This window comes from Shewanella sp. 5S214 (assembly GCF_041439795.1).
Classification (GTDB): Bacteria; Pseudomonadota; Gammaproteobacteria; order Enterobacterales; family Shewanellaceae; genus Shewanella; species Shewanella vesiculosa.
In genome coordinates this window covers 109,873-125,777 of record NZ_JBGOOV010000002.1, presented here as the reverse complement: position 1 = coordinate 125,777, position 15,905 = coordinate 109,873, and the positions used below count along the sequence as shown (strand labels likewise).

At 40.8% G+C, this 15,905-nt stretch carries 13 protein-coding genes; 7 read left to right on the top strand and 6 right to left on the bottom strand.

The features are described from left to right. Nucleotides 1-167: 167 nt before the first annotated feature. The 4 genes from deoC (at nt 168) to deoD (ending at nt 4,442) form a co-directional block, all read left to right on the top strand. Nucleotides 168-941: a deoxyribose-phosphate aldolase gene (gene deoC, locus ACED29_RS01850; protein ID WP_124017624.1), complete on the top strand. Its 774-nt coding sequence runs from the start codon at nt 168-170 to the stop codon at nt 939-941. A 126-nt stretch (nt 942-1,067) separates the two neighbouring features. After that, the gene (deoA, locus tag ACED29_RS01845; RefSeq protein WP_124017623.1) at nt 1,068-2,399 is read left to right on the top strand and encodes a thymidine phosphorylase; all 1,332 of its coding nucleotides are present in this window, start codon (nt 1,068-1,070) and stop codon (nt 2,397-2,399) included. 11 nt (nt 2,400-2,410) lie between these two features. After that, the gene (locus ACED29_RS01840) at nt 2,411-3,628 is read left to right on the top strand and encodes a phosphopentomutase (RefSeq protein ID WP_124017622.1); all 1,218 of its coding nucleotides are present in this window, start codon (nt 2,411-2,413) and stop codon (nt 3,626-3,628) included. A 103-nt stretch (nt 3,629-3,731) separates the two neighbouring features. Then, entirely contained in the window at nt 3,732-4,442 is a 711-nt protein-coding gene (gene deoD, locus ACED29_RS01835; protein ID WP_059746461.1) for a purine-nucleoside phosphorylase, read from the top strand. Between the two features lie 67 nt (nt 4,443-4,509). On the opposite strand, the gene ACED29_RS01830 is transcribed toward deoD, so the two are convergent. After that, nucleotides 4,510-5,187, bottom strand: coding sequence for an AhpA/YtjB family protein (locus ACED29_RS01830; RefSeq protein WP_124017621.1), 678 nt, complete (start codon nt 5,185-5,187; stop codon nt 4,510-4,512). Between the two features lie 162 nt (nt 5,188-5,349). On the opposite strand from ACED29_RS01830, the gene serB reads away from it, so the two are divergent. Both serB and ACED29_RS01820 read left to right on the top strand, forming a co-directional pair. Beyond that, nucleotides 5,350-6,336 (top strand): phosphoserine phosphatase SerB, encoded by a 987-nt coding sequence (gene serB, locus ACED29_RS01825; RefSeq protein WP_371696852.1) that lies wholly within the window; start codon nt 5,350-5,352, stop codon nt 6,334-6,336. 106 nt (nt 6,337-6,442) lie between these two features. After that, the gene (locus ACED29_RS01820) at nt 6,443-7,351 is read left to right on the top strand and encodes an alpha/beta hydrolase (RefSeq protein ID WP_182697869.1); all 909 of its coding nucleotides are present in this window, start codon (nt 6,443-6,445) and stop codon (nt 7,349-7,351) included. A gap of 35 nt (nt 7,352-7,386) precedes the next feature. Here the strand turns inward: ACED29_RS01820 and ACED29_RS01815 are convergent, their stop codons facing one another. Beyond that, complete coding sequence (locus ACED29_RS01815) at nt 7,387-9,771, bottom strand: PilZ domain-containing protein (RefSeq protein WP_371696849.1); 2,385 nt, start codon at nt 9,769-9,771, stop codon at nt 7,387-7,389. Nucleotides 9,772-10,195: 424 nt separating this feature from the next. Between ACED29_RS01815 and radA the strand changes: the two genes are divergently transcribed. Continuing rightward, nucleotides 10,196-11,575, top strand: coding sequence for a DNA repair protein RadA (gene radA / locus ACED29_RS01810; RefSeq protein WP_124017617.1), 1,380 nt, complete (start codon nt 10,196-10,198; stop codon nt 11,573-11,575). A gap of 85 nt (nt 11,576-11,660) precedes the next feature. On the opposite strand, the gene ACED29_RS01805 is transcribed toward radA, so the two are convergent. From ACED29_RS01805 to ACED29_RS01790, 4 genes are all read right to left on the bottom strand, one after another. Then, on the bottom strand, nt 11,661-12,026 hold the full coding sequence (locus ACED29_RS01805) for a PilZ domain-containing protein (protein WP_124017616.1): 366 nt from the start codon (nt 12,024-12,026) through the stop codon (nt 11,661-11,663). A gap of 158 nt (nt 12,027-12,184) precedes the next feature. Next, complete coding sequence (locus tag ACED29_RS01800) at nt 12,185-13,462, bottom strand: YjiH family protein (RefSeq protein ID WP_259395217.1); 1,278 nt, start codon at nt 13,460-13,462, stop codon at nt 12,185-12,187. Between the two features lie 436 nt (nt 13,463-13,898). After that, a complete protein-coding gene (locus ACED29_RS01795) occupies nt 13,899-14,846 on the bottom strand; it encodes a U32 family peptidase (protein ID WP_182754887.1) in 948 nt (315 codons plus the stop codon). 9 nt (nt 14,847-14,855) lie between these two features. After that, nucleotides 14,856-15,857 (bottom strand): peptidase U32 family protein, encoded by a 1,002-nt coding sequence (locus tag ACED29_RS01790; RefSeq protein ID WP_371696847.1) that lies wholly within the window; start codon nt 15,855-15,857, stop codon nt 14,856-14,858. Nucleotides 15,858-15,905: the final 48 nt, after the last annotated feature.

Here is a 15,905-nt window from a genome sequence, read left to right as displayed (position 1 = left end):
GATTCAAGTCGTGGTACTCGTTATCAGATTGAATACTTAGGTTAGTAAATATTATCTAGATTTACTGGCAACACTGAAGGCCCGGCCATAATAATAATCATATGCCCATTCTATAGTGTTGCCTGAAAAAAATTATCGACTTTGATTTTTCGTTTCGGAGAGCAATTATGACTGATTTAAAAAAAGCAGCGTTACGCGGTATTTCATTAATGGATTTAACCACATTAAATGACGATGATACCGATCAAAAAGTGATCGACTTATGCCATAAAGCGAAGTCTGCTGCTGGTAATACAGCTGCGATTTGTATTTATCCTCGCTTTATTCCTATTGCACGTAAAACCCTTAATGAGCTTGATTGTGAAGACATTAAGATTGCGACTGTGACTAACTTCCCACACGGTAATGATGATATCGCTATCGCTGTATTAGAAACTCGTGCTGCCGTTGCTTATGGTGCCGATGAGGTTGATGTTGTATTTCCATACCGTGCATTAATGGAAGGTAATGAGACTGTTGGCTTTGAACTGGTTAAAGCGTGTAAAGAAGAGTGTGGTGATGATGTATTGTTGAAAGTCATTATCGAATCTGGTGAGTTAAAAGATCCTGCTCTTATTCGTAAAGCTTCTGAATTATCAATTGATGCTGGCGCTAACTTTATTAAAACATCAACCGGTAAAGTGGCGGTTAATGCCACTCTTGAAGCGGCTGAAATTATGTTGACCGTGATTAGCGAAAAAGATCGTCAAGTTGGTTTTAAGCCTGCTGGCGGCGTGCGTGATGCGGCTCAAACAGCAGAGTTTTTAGATCTGGCTGAACGTATTTTGGGTGCTGATTGGGTTAGTCCACAGACTTTCCGCTTTGGTGCTTCTAGCTTATTAAATAGCTTGCTGCATACATTAGAGCTAACTGAAGCACCGAAACCGACTTCAGGTTACTAATTGGCATAATGTATTAACAGCCACTTTGCATAATGAATCATCGTTATGCAAAGCGTCATCATTGAATGACATTCTTGATATTAATGGCGATCCTAAAGGTGTTGGATTGCCTCATGGGGACTCTATATGTTTCTTGCTCAAGAGATTATCCGTAAAAAACGTAATGGTGATGCATTAAGCACTGCCGAGATTCAATTTTTTGTAGATGGCATCACTCATAACACTGTTTCTGAAGGGCAAATTGCCGCATTTGGTATGGCTGTGTATTTCAAAGATATGAATATGGATGAGCGAATTGCCTTAACGATTGCAATGCGTGATTCCGGCACTGTATTAAATTGGGATTCACTCGGCCTCAATGGCCCTATTATTGATAAGCACAGCACTGGTGGTGTAGGCGATGTCATCAGCCTAATGCTTGGCCCTATGGCTGCGGCATGTGGTGGTTATGTACCAATGATTTCTGGCCGTGGCTTAGGCCATACTGGTGGAACGTTAGATAAATTTGATGCTATTCCTGGTTATCAAACTGAACCTTCAAGTGAATTATTCCGCAAAGTCGTTAAAGACGCTGGTGTAGCCATTATTGGTCAAACTGGTGATCTAGTCCCTGCCGATAAACGTTTTTATTCAATTCGCGATAATACCGCAACGGTTGAGTCAATCTCACTTATTACCGCATCTATTTTGTCTAAAAAATTAGCCGCAGGACTAGACGCTCTCGCAATGGATGTCAAAGTGGGCAGCGGGGCATTTATGCCTACCTATGAAGCATCTGAAGAATTAGCCCGCAGCATTACTGCCGTTGCTAATGGCGCTGGTACCAAAACAACGGCATTGTTAACTGACATGAACCAAGTTTTGGCATCATGTGCTGGTAATGCTGTTGAGGTGCGTGAAGCGATAAACTTTTTAACGGGTCAATATCGTAATCCTCGTTTATATGCTGTCACCATGGGATTATGTGCCGAAATGCTCATTTTGGGTGGTATTGCACAGAATGAAGCGGAAGCGCGTAATAAGCTAAATGCTGTATTAGATAATGGTAAAGCAGCTGAAGCTTTTGCTAAAATGGTATCTGGTTTAGGTGGCCCAACCGATTTTGTTGAGGCATATGATAAGTATCTACCTCATGCGAAAATCATTCGCCCTGTGTATGCCAATACATCAGGTTTTGCATACCAAATGGATACCCGAGAACTTGGTTTAGCCGTCGTCACCTTAGGTGGTGGACGTCGCAAACCCGGTGATGCACTCGATTACAGTGTTGGATTAACTCAAGTATGTGCATTGGGTCAGGAAGTTAACAAAGATGTACCGTTAGCGATGATCCATGCTCAATCTGAAGATGCTTTCGCCGAAGCTGCCGCAGCTGTCCAACAAGCCATTATTATTGGCGACAGTGCGCCACAGAAGACGCCTGAAATATATCGTTATATTCGCGCTTCAGATTTATAAGGAAACACATAATGAAACGTACTTTTATTTTAATGCTCGACTCTTTTGGTGTCGGTGCTGCAACTGATGCCGATAAGTTTGGTGATCTTGGCTCTGATACCTTTGGTCACATCGCGCAAGCTTGTGCTGATGGCAAAGCGGATATCGGCCGTCAAGGTCCATTGAAGTTACCTAATCTTGCTCGCTTTGGCCTAGGCCATGCTGGTTTTGAAAGTACTGGTAAATTTGCTGCTGGATTTGCTGATAACGTCGAAATCATCGGTGCTTATGGCCATGCTGACGAATTAAGCTCGGGCAAAGACACGCCAAGCGGTCACTGGGAAATGGCAGGGGTTCCTGTTCTTTATGAGTGGGGTTATTTTAGTGATTTAACCAACTCATTTCCTAAAGAACTCACTGATAAAATTCTTCAACGTGCTGGTTTAGATGGGTTCTTAGGCAATTGCCACGCCTCGGGGACTCAAATTCTTGAAGAGTTAGGCCTAGAGCACATGAAAACAGGCAAGCCTATTTTCTACACCTCTGCAGACTCTGTATTCCAAATAGCGTGTCATGAAGAAAGTTTTGGCTTAGAAAATTTATACAACTTGTGCAAAATAGCCCGTGAAGAGTTAGAACCTTATAATATTGGCCGTGTGATCGCCCGTCCATTTATTGGTACTAGTGCTGCTGATTTTGCCCGTACCGGTAATCGTCATGATTATGCCGTATTACCTCCAGCACCGACCGTATTAGATAAGCTGAAAGATGCCGGTGGTGAAGTGGTTAGTATTGGTAAGATTTCTGATATCTATGCTCATAGTGGTATTACGCAGCAATTTAAAGCGACCGGACTTGAAGAGTTATTCGATGAAACCTTAGCACAAATTAAACGTGCTGGTGATAACACTATAGTGTTTACTAACTTTGTTGATTTTGACTCTCATTATGGTCACCGTCGCGATACCGCTGGTTATGCTAAAGCTCTTGAATACTTTGATTCACGTTTACCTGAACTCTTGGCTATTCTACAACCTGAAGATTTAGTTGTGTTCACCGCTGATCATGGTTGTGATCCTACTTGGGTTGGCACTGAGCATACTCGTGAGCGTGTTCCTGTTCTTGCCTATGGCGCCGGTTTATCTGCCGGTTCACTAGGTCGTCGTCAATCTTTTGCCGATATCGGTCAATCTATTGCGAGTTATTTCAAGCTAGAACCGATGGATTATGGTAAATCTTTTATTAATTAGTCACATTTTCAAACGACGGTTCTATATAAAGGTTAATGGTTTTGCTAAACTACAAACAAGATTAAGCAACACAAAATAAAATAGAAACATAGGGGTTATAAACATGGCTACACCACATATTAATGCTGTAGAAGGTGCTTTTGCTGAAACGGTACTTTTTCCTGGCGATCCATTGCGTGCAAAATACATAGCTGAAACATTTTTAGAAAATGTTGAGCAAGTGACTGATGTGCGTAATATGCTCGGTTTTACCGGTACATATAAAGGTAAGCGTATTTCTGTTATGGGTTCAGGTATGGGTATCCCATCTTGTTCAATCTATGCGCACGAACTTATCAAAGACTACGGGGTTAAGAACTTAATCCGTGTAGGTACTTGTGGTGCAATCAGCACTGACGTAAAAGTACGCGATGTGATTATCGGTATGGGTGCATGTACTGATTCTAAAGTGAACCGTTTACGTTTCAAAGATAACGATTTTGCTGCCATTGCAGATTACAGCTTACTCAGTGCAGTTGTTGATTCAGCTAAAGCGCACGGCACTAAAATCCGTGTTGGTAACGTTTTCTCTGCCGACCTATTTTATACTCCAGATCCTCAAATGTTTGATGTTATGGAAAAAATGGGCATTCTAGGTGTCGAAATGGAAGCCGCTGGTTTATATGGTGTTGCACATGAATTAGGTGCTAAAGCCTTGTGTGTTGTTACTGTATCTGACCACATCCGTACTGGTGAAAAAACCACATCTGATGAACGTCAAACCACATTCAGCGACATGATTATTATGACCTTAGATGCAGCATTAACGCTATAATCAAAGGTTATAAATGAAAATGGGCACTTATTAGAGTGCCCATTTTTTATGTCTGTAATTTTATTCTCTACGTTTTAGGTTCTTGTGGGCCACTTTTAGGCTCGTCAGCGTTTACCAAGGCGATCTTCTTAGGCTTTTTACGCAACTTAGCTTGGGTCTTACGTCGATCAAAATCGGCACGCTTAAATGATAATGCTCGCGATAATAGCAAACCAATAAAACCAGCAACAATCAACATCATCTGTTGTAATTGCATGTTTTGCTCATGCAATATTTTGATTTCGTCAAAAAAGATATCAAGATTCAAACGTACTTCAACATAGCCTAAATTGTTTTCATCCTGGATGACATTTTCAATTAACGGAGGATATGGTTTTAATAAGCCTTTTAATATTTCTGAATCAGCTTCTAGTTTTTCATAAGAGACGCTCTGGGCGAAAGCCAATCTGACGCCTTGAGAATTATAGATATTGACCGACATAACTTTAGGGTCAGCAGCTAGCGCAGAGGCAAGCCATTGAAGCTGCTCATCATTTTGCAAATACATTGCAGGAGCTGCACCATTAGCAGCTTGTTGTGCTAATAGTCTTGCCATTACTTTTGTCTGCGAATTTAGTAATTTTTGACCATTACGTAAACTCGATTGCCACAAATAGATTAGGCCGAAGATCAGCACTATTGCCACGATAATTTGCACAATCCTGCTGATTTTTTGTCTTTTCTTAAGACCTTTAACAAAAATCACTTTAATCCTCAGGGTTTTTTCTATTTAATTGGGGGCTGTTTTGGATGCATTATTTGTCTAACAAGCACTCAGTACCAATCCAATTACAGAGAATTATCAAAAAGCTATACTAATCGAAAAATTTGTCAGTAGATAGTCGTAACATTCTAAGAGGCCGTATTGATGCTGGAAAAATGTGATAATGCTTTATTAAACTTTTTATTTTCAGATACTTGTGATACATACCAACATCTAGGCAGTGTGTTATATCGCTATCAAGAGTCAGAATATTTATTGAGCTTGCAAGCTCATTTACCTTACCGTTGCCGAGTTATTTTTAATGGCGAATGCTCAAGTGAGATTGAGTCATGGCTCTCTTCAATATCAACCGATGCTCATGTCGCTAAGCTTGTGAGACAGAATGATTTATTTGGCTTTGAACTAGCAACTCAGACCGTAGATGAGCAATGGATAGCATCATTTCCACATAACATTCCAGCTGAAATTGTGCTTATTCAACAACCGCTAGCACGTCTAAATCAACCTGGATTGCTCGTCATGGATATGGACTCCACAGCCATTGAAATTGAGTGTATTGACGAGCTGGCTGCCATGGCTGGTGTTGGCGACGAAGTGGCAAAAGTAACCGCAAGTGCAATGCGTGGAGAGTTAGATTTTGAGCAGTCTTTAAGGCTGCGAGTGAGCAAGCTTGCCGGGGCTGATGCGGCGATTATTCAGCAGTTATGTGATACCTTGCCTTTAATGCCCGGTCTTGAAACCATGCTAGCCGAGTTAAAAGCGCATCAATGGAAACTGGTGGTTGCTTCCGGTGGTTTTACACCTTTTGTTGGCCACTTAAAGCAGTTACTTAATCTTGATGCTGCCTTTGCCAATGAGCTGGTTATTGTTAATGGTAAGCTAACCGGTGAAGTCACTGGTGATGTTGTTGATGCGCAATATAAAGCTAAAGTGGTGAGTCAATGTGCACAACAATGGGCTATCGCATCAGGCCAGCGAGTGGCTATTGGTGATGGTGCTAATGATATCCCAATGATTCAGGCGGCAGACTTGGGGATAGCATTTCATGCAAAGCCTAAGTTAATTGAAGCCGCAGATGCATCAATACAAAATATCGACTTACGAGCATTGGTTTTTTGTTTACAGCTTTAACGATTGGCGCTTACCGACTAAATATAGAATTATTACTCTATTCTAGTTGTGTTTCACTGCAGTAATGTTAGTTTTATAATCAATATTACTAACATAACTGCTTATTTTGACAATAGATATCCTCCAAGACTCATTATTCATTCCATATCGTGATGGCCAATTGCATTTGCGTCATATTCGCCCTCCGTCGCCGACGGCATTAGGTATCCCTATCTTGATGTTGCATGGGGCTATGTCTAACGGGAAAGTATTTTACAGTGAAAAAGGTCGTGGGTTAGGCTGTTTTTTGGCAGCTGCTGGCTTTGATGTTTATGTAATGGATACCGCGGGTCGAGGCTTGAGTGAGCCTAGAATTAATCGTGATTTCACCTTGGGCCAAGGTGAGGTTATCCGTGAGCAATTACCTTTAGTGCAACAATTTATTCTGCAACGTCATCCTTTAGTTAATAAAGTTCATTGGTGTGCTCATTCATGGGGGGGAGTATTAATGGCCAGCAGTTTGGCTCGGTATACTCATTTGCAATCAAGTGTAGCTTCGTTACTAACCTTTGGGTCTAAACGGACCATCAAGGTGAAATCACTTAAGAAATGGTTGATGGTCGATTTTTTTTGGAATCGCTTTGCGCCATTATGCATAGCTAAGCAGGGATATTTTAATGCCAGTCGACTCCGCGTTGGTATGGATAACGAGAGCAGTGCGTCCTTATTACAAACCATCGATTGGGTTAGGGGAGAGTGGATTGATCATGATGATAGTTTTCATTATGCTCAAGCTGCTGAAAAAGCCGTTTGGCCACCAGCGTGGTTTATTGCGGGGAAAAATGATCGTGTATTAGGCAATCCGTCAGATGTACGAGATATGATTGATGAATGTGGTTTTAGCCAGATAAAGTACACCTTGCTCGCCAAAGAAAAGGGTAATTTATTGGATTATGATCATGCAGGAATGTTGACGGATCGACATGCAGAGCAAGATCACTTTGTGCAAATTAAGCAGTGGTATTTGACACTGTAACGCTAGCGGTTATTTTATCCTTGCTTGAGTATTACCTAGGCTGCAGGCATTAAGCTAGGAAAACGGAGTTCAACTTCAGCAGTAATATCTAATAGTTCACCTGAACCAATCACTCTCCATAATTGCTCTTCTAGGTGCTTTGCTCTGTGGTTAGCATGAATGTGGATAAACTCTAGCTCGCGTCGAATATAGCTCATATCAGGCTTATCTGTTGCCCCTAAGTACACTCTTAATGCCACAAAGCGCCCAGCTTTTTTACTTTGGGTGATAAAATGAATTTGCTGCTCACGATCACCGATTTCAGATTTAAGTTTACATTGGATCTGTACTGTTCCTCTAGCGTGGCGAGTCAGTTGCATAAACACTTCAAAGAAAACCATATCCTGATTCGGTTTCATTAATTTGATAGGGTCAATAATCTTTTGTTTCAGTAGGTTATTTTCCAGCAGCGGCATTAAATTGTACTGCAGTACTTTGTCACTATCTTGGGCAAATAAGTGGCTAATTTCATCCGTCGTTGTACCAATACCTATGTAAGCCATTTGTGCTGATTTTACTGTTTTTTCGATAAAATATGGTACACCGGGTAACTGGCGCATGAACAGGTTTTTCATGCCATCAGCCAGCTCTTTTTGCTGACCTTCATGATCGGATAGTTGCTCAAACTTCTGTTTGTTGTGGGCAATTAATTTACTTAAAAACTCCACGCCATCATGGGGTGTATGGCCTATTAAAGCGCTTAAATGCAAAGTCTTTCCACCCATTCTGCTGCGGATTAACTGATAAGGTAAATGGGTTAAATTGGCTTTGCCTGCTGCCGCTTGTAGACGTGGAAACGATAATGTTACCGCACCAGGTTCATTAAAATCCGTCGAAGTTTCAAATGTGAGTTGTAAACCTCGACTCGAAATATCGTGAGTAATACCGGTGGCTTTTTTATCGCCTTGCTGAATTGTGATTGAGGTTTTAAAGGCGAACCGAGCTTCATGCCGTCGTTCACTAAATGGCATTGATACTTTTTTAATGCTGTGTTGTTTTGTTTTTGCTTGCGAAAATATCTTTAAACCATTTACATCGGATTTATCAAACCAACTTTGATAGTCTTCATTTGCTTCTTTATTTGTTAAGTCAATTAATTGTAACGTATGGCTAAATTGAGCTAATTGTTGTTCGGTAAGTGCGCCATATCGAGCATCATCACCCGGTAATGTAGAGTTTTTATAATTCTTACTATGATCGATAGGCTGCATGACAATTCTAAACACTCGCCAGCTCGCTTTGGTAGAGGCAAAACCTAAAAATAGATTAAGATTTTTAGTTGCTCTGAGCTCTGCTAATGTAGCAGAGTAAAAATGCACTTTCCCATGGGCGCTATGAGTAAAACTGAATAAGTAACAATGTTCATTATTGTCTGGATGTTTAATTAATTGGGTCAAGCGGCGAGTATTAATGAAACTCGGTAGCTGGCTAATTTGATTTTCATCTAGAAAATAATGTTGGATCGGTTGATTACCTCTGCCGAGCAATTCATATGCTATCAGTGGTTTTCCGTCAACAATGGAGATATATAATGGTAAATGGGTTAGTAATGGTAAGTAATGACGCTCATAACCTAAACCCGTAGCCGTAACAATGACATCGTTGACATCCACTTTATAGCGGAATTTATAGCTGCGGATCAGCTGTGATAGCAAGTTATCTAATGCTTCTCCACCACCAAGTCTTTTCAGTCTAAAAATCGCTGTATTGTCTTTATTTTGAACATCAACTATTTGATATTCAATGCCATGCTGTAGCTCTTCTACATAAAACTCATCACTGACTTCAAGCAGTTTAATTTTAACTGGTTTGTCTTGATCCAGTTGGTGTTTTAATGGCAACTTAATCCGCGCACCGCCGACAGATAAATCTAGTGTCATACCATTAACTTCGGGTATTCCTTGCTGAGAAACCAGAATTCGAATGCTATAATTCATTCGTTCTTCGCAGCGATTAAAGTAACTTCCGAGTACGACCCCAGGGATTAAAAATGGATTGTCTTCGCCAATAGCCTCAGCAGGAATATTTTCTCTTAATTTTATGCGTCGCAGCTTATGGGCTTTAATAACCTGTTCGTATACCCCTAGAGTATATTGATTGCGGTATAAAGGCAGTGCTTGCTCTAAAGCCTCTTTAGCGGGTTGGTCAAGGAAGTGCTTTTGATTAGCGATAACGACTTCTTTGCAAGGGAGTTCTGTTTTATCTCGTAAATCTATAATTCTGTTACACAATGATGAGATACGGTTGAGCTCCATTTTCAGAAGAAAACGGGTGGAATTTGATTCGTCAGCAGTTAACTGCTCAAAAACGTCTTGAAAATCAGGTTCCATGAACAGAGGTTTTAGTTGTTCGATTAATGCACTGTGGTTATCTAAACTCATTATTTTGTCGTTTTAATTGTTTATTGTGAGTCTGGCTAATAATTTTATCGGCAAGAAAGTGCTGATCTTTATAGTAATATAGATTTGAACCTTGTTCGAGAGTTATGCTGAAATGATTTTAGGGCTAATTATTTTACCGTTCAGATGAACATAGTGTCTTAACGGTATCGTGGTGTTCTTGAAGCTTATTCATAATGGCTTAGCGTTTGTGTACATGGCGTGTGGGCAAGGTGTTAATCGTAAAGAACTCTGTAAAGCTGATTGTTATTATTGTCTTATGAGTGGTTTAAGCCGTTATAGTTGTATTGATGAGCAGCTGGTATGACTAATAGAGAATGATATGTTCACAGTGATTATCGATTGGTCCTCAGACCTAATAGTATCAATCTTATTGTATTAATTGATTTGCAACATGGGAATTAACATGGCAAAAGCTCCAAAAATGGCATTTGTTTGTGACGATTGCGGCCTAGATTATCCTCGTTGGCAGGGACAGTGTCGTTGTGGTGCGTGGAACTCTTTAGTGGAAATGAAATTATCTGCCACAAAAAACACTACTTCTCGTACTTCGGTATTGGGATACGCCGGTGCTGCTGGTGGTGGTTCAAAAAAACTCAGTGAAGTTGAGTCACAGGATGCTGAAAAAAGACTTACTGAGATCGGTGAATTAGACCGAGTGCTTAGCGGTGGTTTAACCACGGGCTCGGTGAATATTATTTCCGGTGATCCTGGCGCAGGTAAAACGACCTTGTTATCTGATCTAGTGGCCCGAATGTCACAGTCGATGGCATCATTATACTGTACTGCAGAAGAGTCATTATCGCAGTTTAAAAACCGAGTTAATCGTTTAAAGCTTCATTACAACGAAGATAACTTGTTTTTGCTGTCTGAAACCAGTGTAGAAGCTATTATTGAGGAATTAGAAGCCAAGCAAATCAAGTTTGCGGTGATTGACTCTATTCAAGCGGTCGTCACTGATGCCGCCAATGGCAGCCCTGGATCGCCTTCACAAGTTAAAACGGCGGCGCAGGCATTTACGCAATATTGTAAAAAAAATAATGTCACCATGTTCATTATTGCTCATGTGAATAAAAATAACGAAATTGCTGGACCGCAAACCTTAGTGCATATCGTGGATTCACTGTTACATATCGACACTAATGATGGTCAAATTCGCACTTTGCGCGCCAATAAAAACCGTTTTGGTGATGTTGATACCGTGGGCATATTCCGTATGAGCGAACGCGGTATGGTGAGCGTAGATAATCCCAGTGAGATATTCTTATCGGGTTCTACTACAGAGTCACCTGGCTCGACTATTACCTGTATTCGTAAAGGTAACCGTAATTTACTATTAGAAATCCAATGTTTAACAACTGAAACTGAATCAGAATTTCCCCAGCGTGTATGTGTGGGGTTAAACATGAATCGGATTAAAATGTTAACCGGTATTTTGCGTAAACATACTAAAACCAAAATATTCCACGACACATTTTTTAATATCGTTGGTGGGTTAAAAATTGATGAGTCAGAAACCTGTATCGATTTAGCGCTTGTGACAGCATTATTGAGCAGTTTAAATGACTTTGTGGTGCCAAGAACCACTTGTATTATGGGTGAGTTGAGCTTGAATGGTGATGTGCGCCCAATTGATAGCGGAGTGCCCAGAGTGAGAGAAGCTGCGCAGCATGGTTTTACGGAGATTTTTATTCCATTTCGTAATTATCATAAAACCATGGAAGGGCTCGGCGCAAAAATCATCCCAGTTAAAACTATCCACGAGTTACTTGAGCTGATTAATTAATTTTCGAGTAATACAGCGGGCTATTGGTATAAAAAAGGTAAGTCATTGGCTTACCTTTTTTACATCTCATGGTTTATCTGCAAGCTTAAGGAACTGGTGTGATTAACGAGGTAAGCTCACGATCTAATAATTCTGCATCGCCCATATTGAGTTCGATAATACGGCGCAGATGAGTAATGCTGTCAACATCAATATGAGTGCATTTTAAGCCAAGATGTTCTGGGGTCTTATGAACAATTTCCGCCTCCATGTGCAGTTCAATATCAGAATCGGCTAACACAAACGCTAAGGTTAAAATGGTATGTAGCTGACCAGTATAACCTGCTGGCAGTTCTACTAGAGCGCCATTGAGACTTAAATCTAAAATTTTAGTGCGCCAAGTTTGTTCTGTTTGCGCAAGATGCGCACTGGCTGCAAATAAAATACGAGAAAATTTACGTCTGTTGTCCATGGTTCACCCTTAGTCATCAATATGGCTATGGTACATAGCCAATGCTTATTTGTTAAGCATACTCGATTTATCTCGGTTACGCAGAGAATATTTTGTATAAAAAAGGAGCGCAATGCGCTCCTGAGTTGATATTAAGATGTTATGTTTAGTTGCGCCTACTAAATCAGTAAATGGCCCATTAATGCAATAATAGGAAGCGTTACTAATGTCCGTAGGATAAAGATAACGAACAACTCAAAAAAGTTCACCGGAATTTTACTACCAATCAAAAGAGCACCCACTTCACTCATATAAATAAGCTGAGTGACAGATAATGCCGCAATGACAAAACGGGTTAAGTCAGACTCAATAGAGCTGGCCAATATAGATGGAATAAACATATCGGCAAATCCCACCACAATTGTTTTTGAGGCTTCAGTGGCTTCAGGAATATGCAGTAGCTCTAACAGTGGAATAAATGGCATACCTAAGTAGTTAAAAATTGGTGTATGTTCAGCGAGCACTAACGCAACGGTACCAATAGCCATAACGACTGGAATTACCCCAAAAATCATATCAACAACGTTTTTAATCCCTTCTGTTAGGACATGTTTAATGCCACCAGCAGAGGATGCTCGCTGCATTGCTTGTTCAAATCCCCATGAAAAGACACCGTGACTAGCAGGAATTGTTTCATCATCTTCATGGCGTGGGGTGTCGTCGATATACAGATCTTTTTTCCATGATAACGGCGGTAATTTCGGCACTATGATAGCGGCGACAAATCCTGCCAAACACACAGTGAGATAAAATGGTACAAACAAGTGCTCAAGTTTTACTTGCGATATAACCACTAGACTGAAAGTTATCGATACCGCTGAAAAAGTGGTACCAATAACGGCTGCTTCTCGTGCCGTGTAGAAACGGGTTTCGTATTGTTTGGTGGTCATTAAAATGCCCACACTGCCGTCACCTAACCAGGATGCCATACAGTCAATCGCACTGCGTCCGGGTAAATTGAATATTGGACGCATCACTTTGGTTAATAACGTGCCAAAAAACTCCAATAAACCAAAATTGAGCAATAGCGGCAATAACATGCCTGCAAAAATAAACACTGAAAATAGTACTGGCACTAAATCATTTAAGACTAAACCACCCGTTGCCGATGAAGTAATCGCATCAGGTCCCATCTGCAAATAAACCATGACAATAAAGACCGCACCTAATATCCGCACGGCTAACCAAAATAAATTTACTTTTAATAAGGTGCGTAAAAAAATATTTTTACGCACAAATTTAGGATTAGTAAGCTGGGTGAGCAATGAGGCTATTGCCATAAATACAACGATGCAGGTCACAATAAGCTGAATCGAACTGCCCATTTGGTTTTGCAATGCTTTTGAAATGATTGCAATTGGGATGGTAATCGAACCATTGACAGTGATAGGCGTCATAAACAGTAACAAACCAATCAGTGACGGAATGATAAAGGTAAGAATTGTTTTAATGTTATGTTTTTTGTGTGTCACGTTAAATACACCTTACGTATTTGCTGTAAGTTGGCCAGCTTGGCTATCCAACTGTTTCTTATGGACTGAGATTGAATGTCCATTCAGTTGTGTTTTTTGGGTAGGCAAGGTTACCCCCTTCTTTGCTGTATGTAAAATGATAACTTAATCGAATAGATATTAGTTAAATATGAGTAGATATTTACTTTGCGGGAATGATGTTGTACATGATAAATAACTAATATAATCATTTGGTTAATGATTTGTTTCTGGAGTGTTTCAGCTTTGAGTGTATGAGTTTTTAAGTCGCTTGTATGCCATTAATGAACATGAATATTATCATTGTTATGAGTGGTTGCATTAATGGCAATCGGCTGAGTTTTTATGACGGAAACACAGTTTCTTGGTTCTCTTGGCGATAGTCCATGCCCGGCAATCCGAACCAGTAACCATTGCAATGATGATGAATGATTGCAGTATGCTGCTTGTGATTAAATTGTTGATTGAATAGTTCTTCAGTATTAAATGGGTCGTTTGTTACCTGTTGTAGTGCGCTGGCAAGCTCAGAACCCAAGTCAATATCGGTTAATTTGTTGGGTGAAATCCGCCAATAGTCCACTCCCATGGTGATCATCTGGGGAATTTGGTTAATCAGATTTATTTGCGCCGCTGATTGAGTTTGAATGCCATTTAAGCGTAATAAGGGCTGCGACTCTTGAGTTTGAGCCAATAAACCTTTGCTGTGGCGTTGGCAAATCGTTTGGCATTTATCTTTTGGTAATTGGTAATGCTTAGCGGTAAAGCAGCGCGCTGAAAGAGCTAGCGGCATATAGCCGTGGCCGAGCACTTCAATTTCAAACTTGGGTTTATCGCCTTGATTGATGATACGACTTAACCACTGTTGAGATAACTCACATGGCATAACAAAGCGGAACATGCCTTTTTTATGCAGTAAATCCAGACTGGCCCGATTGTAATTATTAATCATTGGTCCGCACACAAAAGGAACTTTGGCTTGCTGTGCATAATGTACTGCCGCCATATCATTAGCTTCAATACTAAAGTCACCATTCTCAATCGCTTTTTTTAATTCATTGAGCTCTGATTGTGCTTCTATTAGTGCCATGGTCGATAACACCACATGTTTACCATGAGACTTAAGCATATTCGCCAGATCAAGATAGTCGTTAAACTTGAGTTCGCGGCGACGACTGCACACGGTTTCACCTAAGTAAACAGTATCGATATGACTTAATGCCACTTGTTGATAGAAAAGCTCAACGTCAGGTTTTGACCAGCAGTAGCTAATTGGAGCAAGAGATATTTTCATTCTGTAACCTTATTGCCATTGACGCTGATAAGCGCCCAATGTGGTGATTTGTCCTTCGGATACTTTAGCCAATGCTTGCGTCCATTGTGGTTGTTCGCAAAAAGAATCGGGATTGGCCAAATAAGTGTCGATAGCACTGCGCCAAACGTGGGTCACTTGACTTACATAAGCAGGGCTGCGCTGACGTCCTTCAATTTTGAGTGATTTGATGCCCGCTTTAGCGAGTTCAGGTAATAAGCTTAAGGTGCTTAAGCTGGTGGGTGATTCGAGTAAATATTTTGCATCTTGATCGTATTCAGCAACATATCGACCCTTACAGACCACTGGATAGCCCAGTTGTTGACTCGCATCGGCTTTATCGATTAACACATTATTCAGTCTGGTTAATTTATCACTGCCACTGTCTTGCCAGCGAACATGATTCGCGGGAGAGCATGAGCCACCGGTATTCGGGGATTGACCTGTAACATATGATGATAAATGACAACGTCCTTCCGCCATGATGCACAAACTGCCAAATGCAAAGACTTCCAGATCAACAGAGCTGACTTTCGCTAAATCGCGAACCTGCTTTATTGACAGCACTCGTGGTAATACAGCCCGTTCAATATTAAAAGCTTGTTGGTAAAATGACAGCGCTCCGACGTTGGTCGCACTGGCTTGCACCGATAAATGCAACGGAAGGTGTGGATAATGCTGGTGGGCATAATCGAGTAATGATAAATCGGCAACGATAAGCGCATCCATTTCTAATTGTGCGGCTAAATCAACTGCTTGATACCAGCGATGTTCCTCACCGGGTTTAGGGAAGGTGTTTAGGGTTAAAAACACCTTTCGGCCTTGGTTATGGGCTAAGTGAGTCGCTTGAGCTAGCTGTGGGGCAGAAAAGTTTAATCCTGCAAACGAACGCGCATTGGTGTCATCTTTTAGTCCAAGGTAAACCGCATCAGCACCTGCATTGAGCGCGGCTTTGAGTGACGCTAAATTACCGGCGGGGCATAAGAGTTCCATATTGGTGTTCTCATTTTTTCAAAGAACAGGAGTGTAAATGTGATTGAG